The sequence below is a fragment of the Adlercreutzia equolifaciens genome, from assembly GCF_029076695.1.
GTDB lineage: Bacteria > Actinomycetota > Coriobacteriia > Coriobacteriales > Eggerthellaceae > Adlercreutzia > Adlercreutzia equolifaciens_A.
Genome location: NZ_JARFIK010000002.1, coordinates 250,786 through 265,348 on the forward strand (window position 1 = coordinate 250,786; position 14,563 = coordinate 265,348).

The 14,563-nt window shown below is 62.8% G+C and carries 11 protein-coding genes; 10 read left to right on the forward strand and 1 reads right to left on the reverse strand.

Annotation, left to right across the window (positions count from 1 at the left end):
* The first annotated feature begins 158 nt into the window (after window positions 1-158).
* Window positions 159-620, forward strand: coding sequence for a cupin domain-containing protein (locus PZH32_RS06905; protein WP_275207143.1), 462 nt, complete (start codon window positions 159-161; stop codon window positions 618-620).
* On the opposite strand, the gene PZH32_RS06910 is transcribed toward PZH32_RS06905, so the two are convergent.
* Window positions 621-1,019 carry an RrF2 family transcriptional regulator gene (locus PZH32_RS06910; protein ID WP_275207144.1) on the reverse strand — a complete coding sequence of 133 codons (399 nt, stop codon included), beginning with the start codon at window positions 1,017-1,019 and terminating at the stop codon, window positions 621-623.
* A gap of 200 nt (window positions 1,020-1,219) precedes the next feature.
* On the opposite strand from PZH32_RS06910, the gene nifS reads away from it, so the two are divergent.
* From nifS to PZH32_RS06955, 9 genes are all read left to right on the forward strand, one after another.
* Window positions 1,220-2,446 carry a cysteine desulfurase NifS gene (gene nifS / locus PZH32_RS06915; RefSeq protein WP_275207146.1) on the forward strand — a complete coding sequence of 409 codons (1,227 nt, stop codon included), beginning with the start codon at window positions 1,220-1,222 and terminating at the stop codon, window positions 2,444-2,446.
* Between the two features lie 68 nt (window positions 2,447-2,514).
* Window positions 2,515-2,979 carry a Fe-S cluster assembly scaffold protein NifU gene (gene nifU / locus PZH32_RS06920; protein ID WP_428994022.1) on the forward strand — a complete coding sequence of 155 codons (465 nt, stop codon included), beginning with the start codon at window positions 2,515-2,517 and terminating at the stop codon, window positions 2,977-2,979.
* A 204-nt stretch (window positions 2,980-3,183) separates the two neighbouring features.
* The gene (locus PZH32_RS06925) at window positions 3,184-5,835 is read left to right on the forward strand and encodes a hybrid sensor histidine kinase/response regulator (protein ID WP_275207148.1); all 2,652 of its coding nucleotides are present in this window, start codon (window positions 3,184-3,186) and stop codon (window positions 5,833-5,835) included.
* A 105-nt stretch (window positions 5,836-5,940) separates the two neighbouring features.
* Window positions 5,941-7,515 carry a methionine--tRNA ligase gene (gene metG / locus PZH32_RS06930; RefSeq protein WP_275207149.1) on the forward strand — a complete coding sequence of 525 codons (1,575 nt, stop codon included), beginning with the start codon at window positions 5,941-5,943 and terminating at the stop codon, window positions 7,513-7,515.
* An 8-nt stretch (window positions 7,516-7,523) separates the two neighbouring features.
* Window positions 7,524-8,510: a TatD family hydrolase gene (locus tag PZH32_RS06935; RefSeq protein WP_275207150.1), complete on the forward strand. Its 987-nt coding sequence runs from the start codon at window positions 7,524-7,526 to the stop codon at window positions 8,508-8,510.
* Entirely contained in the window at window positions 8,503-9,645 is a 1,143-nt protein-coding gene (locus PZH32_RS06940; RefSeq protein WP_275207151.1) for a flavodoxin family protein, read from the forward strand. Before PZH32_RS06935 ends, PZH32_RS06940 begins: the two co-directional genes overlap by 8 nt.
* Window positions 9,629-10,687 (forward strand): 16S rRNA (adenine(1518)-N(6)/adenine(1519)-N(6))-dimethyltransferase RsmA, encoded by a 1,059-nt coding sequence (gene rsmA, locus PZH32_RS06945; protein ID WP_343074500.1) that lies wholly within the window; start codon window positions 9,629-9,631, stop codon window positions 10,685-10,687. The genes PZH32_RS06940 and rsmA overlap by 17 nt, the downstream gene beginning before the upstream one ends.
* Before the next feature lie 882 nt (window positions 10,688-11,569).
* Window positions 11,570-13,123: a cellulase family glycosylhydrolase gene (locus PZH32_RS06950; RefSeq protein ID WP_275207153.1), complete on the forward strand. Its 1,554-nt coding sequence runs from the start codon at window positions 11,570-11,572 to the stop codon at window positions 13,121-13,123.
* Window positions 13,124-13,358: 235 nt separating this feature from the next.
* On the forward strand, window positions 13,359-14,558 hold the full coding sequence (locus PZH32_RS06955) for an NADP-dependent isocitrate dehydrogenase (protein ID WP_275207155.1): 1,200 nt from the start codon (window positions 13,359-13,361) through the stop codon (window positions 14,556-14,558).
* The last annotated feature ends 5 nt before the right edge of the window (window positions 14,559-14,563 follow it).

Genomic DNA, 14,563 nt, shown 5'->3' on the forward strand with positions numbered 1-14,563 from the left:
TGCAGGATGGGGCCAATCGATAGCAAATGCTAATGATTTATGGCTAATCATGCACTGGATGCATATATGATCATGAGTCATGGGCATTTCACCTGAAACAAGCTCAGCAGTAGCATAGGTTGCAGCAAAACTACCCTTAGAAAGTCAGGAGTATCCCCATGATCAAACAGACAGCGGGGCGCGACGCGCTCGGCGCTAATATCGACGCCGAGGCTTTCGCCGCTACCCTCATGTTTCCGTTGGGCGCGCCCAACGAGGCCTACGCCCAGTACTTCAGCGGCCGCAGCTGGTTGGCGCCGCTGACGGCCCAACAGGTGCCTACCTCTAACGTCACCTTTGAGCCGGGCTGCCGTAACAACTGGCACATCCACCATGCCGATAAGGGTGGCGGCCAGATGCTCATCTGCGTGGGCGGTCGCGGCTACTACCAGGCCTGGGGCGAGGAAGCCATCGAGATGAAGCCAGGCGACGTGGTGAACATTCCCGCAGGGGTGAAGCACTGGCACGGCGCGGCCCCCGACAGCTGGTTCGCCCATCTGGCCTTCAGCGTGCCGGGGGAGAACTGCACCAACGAATGGCTCGAGCCCGTCACCGACGAGCAGTACGGCCAGCTCAGCTAGCTAATCGATGACATCGGCGAGGGTGCGGCCTTTCAGGTAGCCCGTAAGGGCATCTTGCAGGCCGCCCCATACGCGGCGGCTCGGGCAGTCCTCAGCGCGCTCGCAGGCGGAAAGGGTGCCCATGCAGTCCAGCAGTTCCAGGCCGTCCTCGGAGGCGGCCACCACGTCGGCCAGGGTGATTTCGGCAGCGGGGCGGGCCAGGCGGTAGCCGCCCTGGTTGCCCCGGGTGACGGTCAGCAGCTCGGCGGCAACAAGGGGGGCCACCACTTGCTCAAGGTACTTCTTGGAAATACCCTGGCGCTCGGCCACATCTTTCAAGGCCATGCAGCCCTCGCCCTCGTTCTGGGCCAGGTCGATCATGAAGCGCATGCCGTAACGAGTTTTTGTCGAAATCTTCACCGATGCTCGCTTTCCGAAGATTGTTCGCAGATGACGAGGACAATCCTATCTGTTTCTTGACAATTTGCGCAACCCCTCTATATTAAAGTCTAGCAAACTACTAGACAAAGACGAGGCCCCTCGAGGAACCGACCGCTGCTGCGTAAGGCGGCGGTGGCGTGGGGCAGCGTCAACGAATTTGGAAAGCAGAGCAAAGCCCCATGAAGCAAATTTACCTTGATCACGCCTCTACCACGCCGGTGCGCCCGGAAGTGGTCGAGGCCATGATGCCGTTCTTCTCCGAGCAGTTCGGCAATCCCTCGTCCATCTACCCGCTGGGTCAGGAGGCCTCCGACGCCGTGGCCGCCGCCCGTGAGACCCTGGCTTCGGTCATTGGCGCCAAGCCGCGTGAGATCTTCTTCACCAGCGGTGGCACCGAGTCCGATAACTGGGCCATCAAGGGTTTTGCCCGCGCCCATGCGGCCAAGGGCAAGCATATTATCACCAGCGCCATCGAGCATCATGCGGTGCTGCACACCTGCGAAGCGCTCGAGCGCGAGGGCTTCGAGGTAACCTATCTGCCCGTTGACGAGCACGGCCTGGTGTCCGTCGAGGACTTCAAGGCGGCTCTGCGCCCCGACACCATCCTGGCGTCCATTATGTTCGCTAACAACGAGATCGGCGTCATCGAGCCCATCGCCGAGCTGGCGGCAGCGGCTCACGAGGCCGGCGTGACCTTCCATACCGACGCCGTGCAGGCCTTCGGCCATGAGCCCATCAACGTGGACGAAATGGGCATCGACATGCTGTCCGCCTCTTCGCACAAGATCTACGGCCCCAAGGGTGTGGGCCTGCTCTACGTGCGCAAGGGCGTGAAGCTGCAGAACCTGATCGACGGCGGCCAGCAGGAGCGCGGCAAGCGCGGCTCCACCGAGAACGTGCCCGGCATCGTGGGCTTTGCGAAGGCGGCGGAGCTGGCCATGGCCGATTTGGCTCCCGAACACGATCGCCAGCTGGCTTTGCGCGACCACGCCATCAAGCGCATTCTGGCAGAAATTCCCTCGGCGAAGCTCAACGGCTCCTGGGAGAGTCGCCTGGCCAATAACGTGAACTTCTCCTTCGAGTTCATCGAGGGCGAGGGCATGCTGCTGCAGCTGGCTGCCCGCGGCATCTGCGTGTCGTCCGGCTCGGCCTGCACGTCCGGCTCCCTGGATCCCAGCCATGTGCTGCTGGCCATCGGGCTGCCCCATGAAATTGCCCACGGCTCGCTGCGCATGACCATCGGGCGCGACACCACCCAGGAGGACGTGGACTTTGCCGTGGACTCCCTGAAGACCACCCTGGAGAACCTGCGCATGATGAGCCCGCTCTACGAGGACTTCAAGCAGGGCAAGGTGGATTCCGTCATCGCCTCCATGAAGGCCGACGGCTTCCCCTACGCTAACTAGCAATTTCCGATGCGGCCCCGCAAGGGGTCCGTCGCCGACGAGAAACCAACAAGAAGGAGATACTTCCTATGGCTATGAACTATTCCGAGAAGGTTATGGACCACTTCTCCAACCCGCGCAACGTGGGCGAAATCGAGAACGCCAGCGGCTGCGGCACCGTGGGCAACGCGGTGTGCGGCGATATCATGCGCGTGTACCTGGACATCGACGAGAACAACGTCATCCAGGACGCCAAATTCAAGACCTTCGGGTGCGGCGCCGCCATCGCCACCAGCTCCATGGCTACGGTGCTGGTGAAGGGCAAGACCGTCCAGGAGGCCCTCGAAGTGACCAACAAGGCCGTCATGGAGGCCCTCGATGGGCTGCCGCCGGTAAAGGTGCACTGCTCGCTTTTGGCCGAGGAGGCCATCCATGCGGCCTTGTGGGACTACGCCGAGAAGAACAACTTGGTCATCGAAGGCCTGGAGAAGCCGGTCAGCGACATCTCCGAGCATGACCATCACCACGACATTCCGGACGAGGACGACGAGTAATCATCGCCCGAACAGCAGTACGGGCTAGCGTGCGGGCGATCTGATTCTCGTGCAGTCTGGCCTGCAAGCTGCTTAACGTACAGGCCCTCCCGCCATCCGACGGGAGGGCCTTTTCTGCGCCAGCTGTTTCCAACTTGCCATCTTTCGCAATTATGCTTTCCTCTATCATGTTTAGCAGCTGTGACATGATGGGGAGAAGGCTGCGTGGATTCTGAGGGAAAGAAATATTGGCTTTCGATAGCCGCTTTTGTGCTGGTGTTTGTGGCCGTGGTGGCCACGTTTGCCACCTTCATGCAGCAAACGTCCAACCGCATCGTCTCCCAAACCGACCAGTACATTGCCGATGCCACGCAGCAAACGGCCAAGCTGGTTTCCACCTATCTGCAAAACGCCCAGATGGACATTGAGACGGTGGCCGCTCTTGCCTCGGAATCGTCTCAGGTTACCAACGTCATCGAGGATGGCGAATGGCTCGGCATCGTCGGCACGCTGGCCCCTTTCGACACGGTGGAGTTCGTCGACGCCCAGGGTGATTTGCTGACGGTGGACGGCAACAACGTCAATGTGGCCGATCGTCCTTACTTCGCCAAGGCCATGGAAGGGCAGTCGGGCATCGAGACGGTGTTCGACTCGCGTCTTACCCACGAGAACCTGGTGTGCTTCTATGCCCCCGTGCGGCGCGGTGTGGACGGTCCGGTTATCGGCCTGCTTTTGGCCCACTACCACGAGAGCCGTATGACCGACCTGTTGGCCAGCTCCTTTTTCGGCTATGAGTCCAGCGTGCACTTAGTGCTGCCCTCTGGCGAGATCATTGCCTCTTCCGATGGCGCCCGCGCGGGGGACAACTTGCTCGAAGAGGCCTACGCCACTCACGGGCAGGGCGAGGAGGCGGCTCGTCAGCTCATCGACGCCTTCGAAAGCCAGAAGGACGCCTCGTTCTCCTATGCAACGGATCAGGGCATTCGTTCGGTATGCGTGGCCCGCGTGCCCGCTACCGACTGGATGGTGGTGGAAACCTTCCCCGAGGTGGCCACGGCCAATATGATCGATGCGGCGAATGCCGGCGGCTGGCGGGCGCTGGTGGTCATCGTCATCGTGTTCGTGGGCGTCATTGTGGGCATTGTGATTTACAGCAACCGTAAGCACCGCTTCTTCACGCGGGAAATGCGCGACCGCGCCGATGTCGAGGCGGCGCTGGACAAGCTGGCGGGGCGCACGGCCCTGGTGAACATTCCCCTCGATCACTTCCGCTACGTTACGGGGCCGGTGGCACCGGACGGCACCACCCCCACGGAAGGCACCTACGAGGTCATGCGCGATCGCATTGTGTCCATGGTGGTAGGAGACGAGGCGCGAGCTGAGGCGGCCGACTTGCTGGATCGAGATCATCTGCTCTCGCGCATGCGGTCCGGTGAGGACAACGTGCGCTTTGAGTTCCAGGTTGATCGCGACGGGGTGCTGAAGTGGGAGGACTTCAACTTCATCTGCGTGGCCCGCGACAGCGACGGCAACCCCGAGCGCTTGGTGTACATTACCCAGGACGTGACGGCGCTTAAGAGGCGCGAGAAGCAGATGCAGCAGGCCATGGAGGATTCCTATCGCGCCGCCATTGCCGCCAACAATGCGAAGAGCGACTTCCTCTCGCGTATGAGCCACGACATTCGAACGCCCATGAACGCCATCATCGGCATGACCGAGCTGGCGCGCATGAACGAGGGCAACTGGGAGAAGGTGGACGATTGCCTGGGCAAGATCACCCTGTCCAGCAACCACCTGTTGAGCCTCATCAACGAGGTGCTCGACCTGTCGATGATCGAGAACGGACGCTTGGTGCTGGTGTCGGCCGAGGTGGACCTGGCCGAGCTTATGAAGGAAATGGAGACGGTGTTCGCCCAGCGCTGCCTTGAGTCGTCCCTGCAGCTGGAGCTTTCCATGGTCGAGGTGCGTCATCCCGTCATCCTGAGCGATGGCCTGCGCCTGCAGCAGGTGTTTATCAACATGCTGGGCAATGCGGTGAAGTTCACGCCCCCGGGTGGCACCGTGGCCGTGCGCCTGACCGAGCGGCCCTCCCGCATGGAGGACTGCAGCGACTACGAGTTCGTGTTCGCCGATACGGGCTGCGGTATGGCTCCGGAATTCGTGGAGCATGTGTTCGAGCCCTTTACGCGCGAGCACGATTCGCGCACCGAGCACGTGGAGGGAACGGGCCTGGGCCTGTCCATCGTCATGAACATTGTCTCGCTCATGGGCGGCACCATTACTGTGGACAGCAAGCCCCATTGCGGTACTACGTTCACCGTGCATCTTGAGTTGCGGCACGCGTCCGCGAACGGGGTGGACGCAGAGGGCGTTGCGGTTGCTGGCGAGCAGGACGGCGTCAACGGCAGGGGGGAAGTGCTCAAGTCAGCAGGAGCTGCCGGACCTTCGGAGTCTGTTGCGGACAAACAGGACGCCGAGTCCGGCCCCTCGTTCGCGGGCCGTCGCGTGCTTTTGGTAGAGGACAACGAGCTGAACAGCGAAATTGCCCAGGCTATGTTGGAGTCCTTGGGCATGGAGGTGGAAACGGCCGTGAACGGCCAGGAGGCTCTGGTGGCCGTGGACGTGCACGGGCCGTCCTATTACGACGTGGTGCTCATGGACATCCAGATGCCGGTCATGGACGGCTTGGAGGCCACGCGCCGTATTCGCGCTCTGGGGCGTCCCGATGCCGCGACGCTGCCCATTGTGGTGCTTTCGGCCAACGCCTTTACCGAAGACGTCCAGGAGTCCAAGCGCGCCGGCGCCAACGACCATCTTTCCAAGCCCATCAGCATTAAAGGTTTGGCCGCCACGCTCGGCGAAGTCCTGGGGCGCTAAGCCCGCGAAACCGCGGCATCGGTGTTAAGATAGCCTGCAGGTATTACTGAAGGGAAGCCGCAGTGTCATCGGCTGATGCGCTTCCGGATAGGAGACACCCCGGTTATGTCCAAGGGAACTTTTAGCGTCACCACCCCCATCTATTACATCAACGCGGCCCCTCATCTGGGCACGGCATACACCACGGTGGCGGCCGACACCATCTGCCGCTACGAGCGCATGAACGGCTACGACGTGGCGCTGGTCACGGGCACCGACGAGCATGGCCAGAAAATTGCCGAGACGGCCGAGAAAAACGGCATGACCCCTCAGGCCTGGTGCGATTCCCTGGCCCCGGCCTTCAAGGAGGCCTGGGAGCTGCTCGATATCGATTACACCGACTTCGTGCGCACCACCGAGGAGCGCCAGACCCGGACGGTGCAGGATTTCTGGCAGGGGCTCTATGACGCCGGCTGGCTGTACAAGGGCGCCTACGAGGGCTGGTACTGCGTGCACGAGGAAACCTACTACGCCGAGAGCGATCTGGAGAAGAACGAGGAAGGCGAGTTCGTCTGCCCCGACTGCAAGCGTCCCGTGCGCCGTGCGGCCGGCGAGGAGAACTGGTTCTTCAAGCTTTCCGAGTTCCAGGATCGCCTGCTGGAGTTCTACGAGGCCCATCCCGATTTCATTCGCCCCGAAAGTCGCAAGAACGAGATCGTCTCCTTTGTGAAGGGCGGTCTGCAGGACCTGTCCATCTCGCGCTCGTCCTTCGACTGGGGCATTCCGCTGCCCTTCGACGAGGGCCACGTGTGCTATGTGTGGGCCGACGCGCTTCTGGCCTACTTCACCGGCATGGGTTACGACCAGATCGAGCGCGGCGACGAGTTCGAGCGTCGCTGGCCCATTCAGTATCACTTCGTGGGCAAGGACATCACCCGCTTCCACTGCGTCATCTGGCCGGCCATGCTCATGGCAGCCGGTATGCCCGTGACCCACACGGTGTTCGGCCACGGCTTTTTGCTGACCAAGGGCGAGAAGATGTCGAAGTCCAAGGGCAATGGCCTTATGCCGGCCGATTTGGTGCGCGTGTTCGGCGTGGACGCCTATCGCTACTACTTCATGAGCGACGTGCAGTTCGGCCATGACGGTGCCATCTCCATGGAGCGCATGGTACAGGTGTACAACGCCGATCTGGCCAACACCTGGGGCAACCTGGTGTCCCGCGTCACGAACATGACCACCAAGTACTTCGAGGGCCGCGTGCCCGAGGCTCCGGCCGCAGCGGCCGACAATCCGCTGCGCGAGATTGCCGACAAGCTGTACGCGGAATACGACGGCTGCATGGCTCAAGTTGACTTCACTGGCGCCGCCGCTGCGGTGCAGAAGCTGGCCAGCCGCGTGAACCTCTACGTGGAGGAGAGCGCGCCGTGGGCCCTGGCGAAAGATCCGGAGAAGGCCGACGAGCTGGCCGCGGTGCTCTACAACTGCCTGGAGGCTATTCGCATCATCGCCTTGTACCTGGCGCCCTTCATGCCGAACACCTCGGCCGACGTGTTCGGACGCTTAGGCCTGGGTGCCATCGACGAGGTGACGGACATCGAGGCCGCCACGGTCTGGGGCCAGCTGCCCGCCGGCAACGCCGTAGAGATTGGCGAGCCTTTGTTCCCGCGCCTGGACGTCGACAACTTGCCTGAGCTGTAGGGAGTGACATGCTAGAAGATGAACCGATTTTCGAGGACGCGCTGTTCCATCAGAAGCGCAAGCACGGGGTGTGGCGCGAGATTGAGGCGCCGGCCATAGAAGGCCCCATTGCCGACACCCACGCCCATGTGCAGATGTTGCGCGACCCTGCCTTGGCCCTGGCTCGCGCCGGCGCCCATAACGTCGGATTTGTGGAGTGTATCGTCGACCCCTCGGAAGACGGCTTCGGCCCCTTCCGGGCCCTGCCCGGCTGGCTCCTGGAGGCCACGGGCACACTGCGGCGCATTACCGGCCACTGCGAGTGCGGCGTGCACGAAGTGGTGGTGGCCGTGCCGCGAGTGCGCATTGCCTGCGGCGTGCATCCCCACAACGCTAAGCTCTACACGCCAGAGCTGGAGGCGGCTCTGCGTGCGCATTTGGCCGATCGCCGTGTGAGCGCCCTGGGCGAGATTGGCCTGGACTATCACTACGATCTGTCGCCGCGTGAAGTGCAGCAAGAGGTTTTCCGCGCCCAAATTCGCCTGGCGAAGGAGACGGGGCTTCCTATCTGCCTGCATATGCGCGAGGCCCACGACGACGGCTTCGCCATTTTGCAGGAGGAAGGCTTCCCCGAGGCGGGCACGCTGCTGCACTGCTACAACCTGGATGAGGCCGAGCTGCGTCGCTGGGTAGATGCCGGCTGCTTTATTGCCTTCGGCGGCCCGCTTACCTTCAAGAAGGCCGACGAGGTGCGCGAGGCGGCCAAAATTGTGCCTCTGGATCGCCTGCTCACCGAGACCGACGCGCCCTTTATGACGCCGGAGCCGTTGCGCGGCATTGCCTGCGAGCCTGCTCATACCGTCTGGACGGCTGATCTTATGGCCACGGTGCGCGGCGCCGAAACGCCCGAGGAGCGCGCGGTGTTCTTCGAGCAGCTGTACGCCAACGCCGTGGGGCTGCTCGATCGCGAGCCGACGGCTTGGCAGCGCAGCCACGAGGACGGCGTCCATGCATAGGGTCATTCTTGCCGGTTCCCCCCGCGCCGCGGGGCGCAGTGCCGCTTTGGCCGATGCGCTGTTCAACGCTTGCATCGATGAATGCCCCGAAGACGGCGTGTCTATTGTTTCGGTGGCCAGTACGCCCGTGGAGCCGTGCATGGGCTGCGATGCTTGCCGCGCCGTCTCCGAGGAGCCGCTGTTCACCTTTCAGGAGGGCGATCCGCTGCTTCCGGTAGAAACCGTGGTGGCCAGCGAGGCGCCGTTTCATCACTGCGTCATCGACGACGATATGGCCGAGGTGCGCAAGCACTTGGACGCCGCCGACGAGCTCATCGTGGTGGCTCCGGTGTATTTCGCCAGTGTGCCGGCTCAGCTGAAGGCACTGCTCGATCGCCTGCAGCCCTACTTTTGGACGAACTTGCGCACTTATCCCAAGCGTCCCGCCGTGGTGCACGTGGTGGGGGAGGGCGGCGACCCTCATGGCTTCGAACCCATGATCGGCACCCTGCGCTCCGCGCTTTCCGTGGCCGGCTTCCGCATTGAGACCGTACTTGACTGGGTAGGCAAGATTGACGCCTCGGGCGAGATTTTGGCCGATGCCGAGGAATACGAGCTGGCCTGGGAAGAGGTGGACGACGAGGCTGCGGCCTGGGAAGGCGCCGAGGAGCGCGATGCGGCGTGGGAGGCCGACGATGCGGCGTGGCCTGCGAGGGACGCCGATGCCGTGTGGCCTGCAGGTAGCGATGGTGCTGCCGACGCCGAGGACGACTGGCCCGATGATTTTGCCGAGCCGTGGTCGGATGAGCATGCTGTCGATAGCGGGGCCGTCCGTGCCGCTGGAACAGCCGGCGCGCACCGTGCAGGAGGCGCTGCAGGCAGCGCCTCGGAGGGTCGGGCGACCCTTTCGCTTTCCGCTGCTCCGAAAGTTGCGGGGAAACCCTCGGATGCGTCAAACTCTCAGGGTGGGACGTCGAAGGGCAAGGACTCCAAGGCCAAACGGGCCGGCGCTGGTAGCAAGCGCGCCGCAGGGAAAGGCGACGCCTCTCAAGGGGGTCGCTCGTCGTCGCGCAAGCCTTCGGGTAAGAGCGGGGGCCCGGCTTACGGGCGCAAGAACACCAAGAAGAAGGGTAACGGCCGTGGTGGACGACGCTAGGACGCCGTCAGTTGCCCCGTCGCCCGTCGCGTTTGCCGACGACGGGCGTCTGTCGCCCCTGTCCACACCGAGCGCCACGCGCGCGGTGCTGGAAGCTCACGGCATTGGCACCAAGTACACTCTCGGCCAGAACTTCCTGGTCAACGATGACGTGCTGAAAAAGATTGTCGCTTTGGCCGACGTGCAGCCGACTGATCACATTCTTGAAGTGGGGCCCGGCATTGGCACGCTGACCATTGCCCTGCTGAAGCACGCCGCTTCGGTGGTGTCCATCGAGCGCGATCCTGACTTACCCGCTGTGTTGGCTGACACCCTCTGGCCCTGGCGCGATAAATTCGCTCTTATTGAGAAAGACGCGCTGGATGTCACGGAGAGCGATATCGGTTCGGCCATGGCGCGAATCGGCGGAGGCTCCGAGTGCGCCGATGAAGCGACGTCGGCAGCGACGGGAGCCGCTTCGGGCGCTGTTTCGCCGAACAAGCTGGTGGCTAACTTGCCCTATGCCGTAGCCGCCACGGTGGTGCTCGACTACTTCCAGCAGTTTCCCGACGTGCAATCTGCCACGGTCATGGTGCAGAAAGAAGTGGCCGATCGCATGGCCGCCGCCGTGGGCACGAAGAACTACGGCGCCTATACGGTGAAATTAGGGCTCTACGCGCGGCCTGCTGGGCGTTTCGCCGTGGGCCCGGGCAATTTCTTCCCGCCTCCGCGCGTCGACTCGGCGGTCATTCGCCTGGATCGGACGGTGCCGCTTGACGCTGCCGGCCACCCGGCCACGCCGCAGCTTATCGCCGCGGCCTGCCTTATGGCCGATGCTGCGTTTGCCAACCGCCGCAAAACGCTGGCCAACTCCTGCAAAACGTACTTCTCTGGTCGTGGAACGGTGAAGCTGGCTGGCCACTCGGTGGAGGCGTCAACGCTGGTAGCCCAGCTGCCGGCCATGTTCGAGCAGGCGGCCATCGACCCGAAGCGCCGCGGCGAAACCCTCGACCAGCAGGAGTTTCTGGCTCTGGGAGCAGCACTGCTCGACTGCATCGCGTAGCGGTAAAGCGGCGGCGCGCCGTTGTAGGGGAGCGGCGTGCGGCAGCACGCGATGCACCCCCGGGGATCTCTCCGCCGCGCCGCCGCGTCCCTTGCGTAGTCGCGGGAGAGGCCCGGAAGGTGGTGCGTCAGTGAGGGGCCCCGGAAGGTGGTGCGTCGGCGGGAGAGGTCCGAAAGGTATCGCGTCAGCGAAGGGGCCCCGAAGGTGTCGTATCGGCTGGAAATTTCTGGAAGATGCCGTGCCAGCGGAAAATGCCTGGAGGGTGCCGCGTATCCCAGAAAGGTCTTCAGGTAATGGGTGGGCTGTCGGTGGAGATGCTGCAAAAATTCGGTTTTGCATTTTTCGATGTCCCAAAGCGGAAAATCCGTTGCAAAGATTCGATTTTGCACCATCGGGGTGCTCGAGAAGAGCGTCAATTCTAGCAGGCTGTAGTGTTTTCCCAGGTGAAGCGAAAGCCAAGGCGCTTATCGCCCACAAAACGAGCTTTCTCGCGGTGAAAAATCGGCTTTTTGCAGCGGATTTTTCCTTCTGGAAGGCCCGAAAATACAAAATCGCACTTTTGCAGCAGAAGGAGCGAAGGCTGGCGGTATGCTGCGGCGGGAGAGCCGGAGGGGCCCGCGCGAGTGGCCGAACGCCGCCGTGAAGGTTGTCGAAGCGGGCTGGTGAGGGCCGAGAGTCTCTGCGAAAGTGGTTGAGCGCCCTTCCATACGGGTGGTCGAGAGCCGCCGCCGAGTGGCTGGGCGCTCTTCATGAAAGTGGTCGATCGCTGCCTTGAGAGTGGTTGAGCACCCTGGCAAGAGTAGGTAAGGCGTTTTCTTGGGCTGGAGGCGCGCTGGTATACAATGACAGCCTGCAAGTTGTGTGACAGGAAAGGGCGGCGGCATGGGTGCAGGCAAGCACGGGGGATTGAGCGGATCGAACAAGAGCTCGCGGTTGATTGCCGCTGTAGTCGCGTTAGTGGTGTTGGTGGCTGCGGGCGTCGCGCTGGCGGTGACGGCCGACTCCTTGGGTACGCCCCAAGGCAGTGATGCCCTGGTGGAGCAGGCGCCTACGGGTCTCGCTGAGATCGACCGCTCCTCCCAGGGCGGGCAGGACACCGCCCCGGCGTCGGATGCCGCGAACGCTCAGGAAGAGGAGCCGCTCCCGCCCAGCCCTTCAACGGCAGGCGCCCTGCATGTGGAAGGCGCCCAGCTAATGGATCAGAACAACCAGCCCATTCAGCTGCGCGGCGTGTCGACCCACGGGTTGGCGTGGTTTCCTCAGTTCGTCAACAAGGAGCTGTTCCAGGAGTTGCGCACCGACTGGGGGGCCAACGTGGTGCGTTTGGCGCTGTACCCGGCCGACGAGGGCGGTTATGCCACCGGTGGCGATCGGGCGAAGCTGGAGGAAACGCTGATCAAGGGCATCGAGTACGCCACGGCGGCTGATTTGTACGTGGTGGTGGACTGGCACACCTTGAGCGACAAGAATCCCTGGTGGAATGCGGAAGATGCCAAGGCGCTGCTGGGACGCGTGGCGGAGCGCTTCGCCGATAACAACAATGTGCTCTACGAGATCTGCAACGAGCCCAACGGTGAGACCACCTGGTCGAACGTGAAAACCTACGCCAATGAGATCATCCCCGTCATTCGCGCGGCGGCTCCCAACGCCGTTATTATCACGGGCACGCCGAACTGGAGCCAGGATGTGGCGGCCGCAGCGGCCGACCCTCTGGAGTTCGACAACGTCATGTACTCGCTGCACTTCTACGCGGCCACCCATCAGAAGGATCTGCGCGATGCGCTGAAGAAGGCCGTGCAGGGCGGCTTACCCGTGTTCGTGACGGAGTTCGGTATCTGCGAGGCGTCGGGGGACGGCAAGATCGACTACGACTCGGCCGATGCCTGGGTGGAGCTTATGGACGACCTGGATGTCAGCTATATCTGCTGGAACCTGTCCAATAAGAAAGAAAGCGCGGCGCTGATCAGCTCAAGCTCGAAGAAGACCTCGGGCTTTACCGTAGAGGACCTGAGCAAGGAGGGCTTATGGCTGGTGCAAACGCTCCATGCCCCTGGATTCGATGAGGAAGCGCTGCGCCTGGCCACGGCACCGAGGAAGGACAACAAGGCCGGTTCGGCGATGATGGTGTTCTCCGAGGGCACCCTTCAGTGGACTGCCACGGTGTCCGAGCGCTGGGAAGAAGACGGCGAAACCTTCTTCCTGTACGATCTGACCGCCGATAACTACAGCGCGGCGCTCGAGGAGTGGACCGTGCGCATCCCCTTTAGCGGGCCGGTGACGGTCACGGATAACTGGAACTGCGAGGCCTCGGCCAAGGGCAACGTGCTGACCTTGACCAACACCGACTACAACGGCGCGGTGGCCACGGGCGGTTCTATCGCCGACGTGGGCTTCATCGTGAAGGGCTCGTCCAGTCTGGCGGTCGTCGAGGACTAGCGGGGAGTTGGCCGTGGGCTGGCGGCCCCCGATTGCACCCCGCATCGGGTCGAAGCCGGTGCAGCCATCGGGCTGAAGCCGGGGTAGGGCGCAGGGGGCACCTCCCTGGGCGCGGCCGCGCTGCGGCCACCGCTGCTCGTTTCGTTTTGGTTAACCCGCTAATTGAGCGCGGCGGCTGCGGGCAATCGCGGTAACATGGACGCCAGCAATCAGCGTTCGCGAGGGAGAGGTGCCCATGACCAAGATTCAGATGACCACGCCGTTGGTGGAGATGGACGGCGACGAAATGACCCGCATCATCTGGCAAATGATCAAAGACGATCTGATTTGTCCGTTTGTCGACCTGAAGACCGAATACTACGACTTGGGCCTGGAGAACCGCAACGCCACCGACGACATGGTCACCATCGAGTCGGCCGAGGCCACCCAGCGTCTGGGCGTGGCCGTCAAGTGCGCTACTATTACGCCGAACGCCGCGCGTATGGACGAGTACGACCTGAAGGAAATGTGGAAGAGCCCCAACGGCACCATCCGCGCCATGCTCGACGGCACCGTGTTCCGCACTCCCATTATCGTGAAGGGCATCGAGCCCTGCGTGCGCAACTGGGTCAAGCCCATCACCATCGCCCGTCACGCCTACGGTGATGTGTACAAGAACACCGAGATGCGCGTGCCCGGCCCGGGCAAAGTGGAGCTGGTGTACACCGGCGACGACGGCACCGAGATGCGCGAGCTGGTGTTCCAGTTCGAGGGCCCCGGCGTGGCCCAGGGCATGCACAACCTGGATGCCTCCATTGCTAGCTTCGCCACCAGCTGCTTCGAGTACGCCCTCGATCAGAAGCAGGACCTGTGGTTTGCCACGAAGGACACCATCTCCAAGAAGTACGACCACCGCTTTAAGGACATCTTCCAGGAGATTTACGACGACCAGTACGCGGCCCGCTTCGAAGAGGCCGGCATCGAGTACTTCTACACGCTCATCGACGATGCCGTGGCTCGCGTGATGAAGGCCGACGGCGGCTTCATCTGGGCCTGCAAGAACTACGACGGCGACGTCATGAGCGACATGGTGTCGAGCGCCTTCGGTTCGCTGGCCATGATGACCTCGGTGCTGGTCAGCCCTGCCGGCGTCTACGAGTACGAGGCGGCTCACGGCACCGTGCAGCGTCACTACTACAAGCACCTGGAGGGCCAGGAGACGTCCACGAACTCCGTGGCCACCATCTTCGCCTGGACGGGCGCCCTGCGCAAGCGCGGCGAGCTGGACGGCCTGGACGACTTGGTCGATTTCGCGAATCGCCTGGAGCAGGCCACCCTCGACACCATCGAGGCCGGCGAGATGACGGGCGACCTGGCCCGCATCACCACGCTGGAAAACCCCACCACCTTGAGCACTGGCGACTTCATCAAGGCTATTGCCCGGCGCTTGAGCTAGGAAAA

Excerpts from the sequence above, each read along its gene's own strand:
- PZH32_RS06955 (WP_275207155.1), top strand. The coding sequence starts at position 13,359 with ATGACCAAGATTCAGATGACCACGCCGTTGGTGGAGATGGACGGCGAC.
- PZH32_RS06940 (WP_275207151.1), top strand. The coding sequence starts at position 8,503 with ATGCATAGGGTCATTCTTGCCGGTTCCCCCCGCGCCGCGGGGCGCAGT.
- metG (WP_275207149.1), top strand. The coding sequence starts at position 5,941 with ATGTCCAAGGGAACTTTTAGCGTCACCACCCCCATCTATTACATCAAC.
- nifU (WP_428994022.1), top strand. The coding sequence starts at position 2,515 with ATGGCTATGAACTATTCCGAGAAGGTTATGGACCACTTCTCCAACCCG.
- nifS (WP_275207146.1), top strand. The coding sequence starts at position 1,220 with ATGAAGCAAATTTACCTTGATCACGCCTCTACCACGCCGGTGCGCCCG.
- PZH32_RS06935 (WP_275207150.1), top strand. The coding sequence starts at position 7,524 with ATGCTAGAAGATGAACCGATTTTCGAGGACGCGCTGTTCCATCAGAAG.
- PZH32_RS06905 (WP_275207143.1), top strand. The coding sequence starts at position 159 with ATGATCAAACAGACAGCGGGGCGCGACGCGCTCGGCGCTAATATCGAC.
- PZH32_RS06950 (WP_275207153.1), top strand. The coding sequence starts at position 11,570 with ATGGGTGCAGGCAAGCACGGGGGATTGAGCGGATCGAACAAGAGCTCG.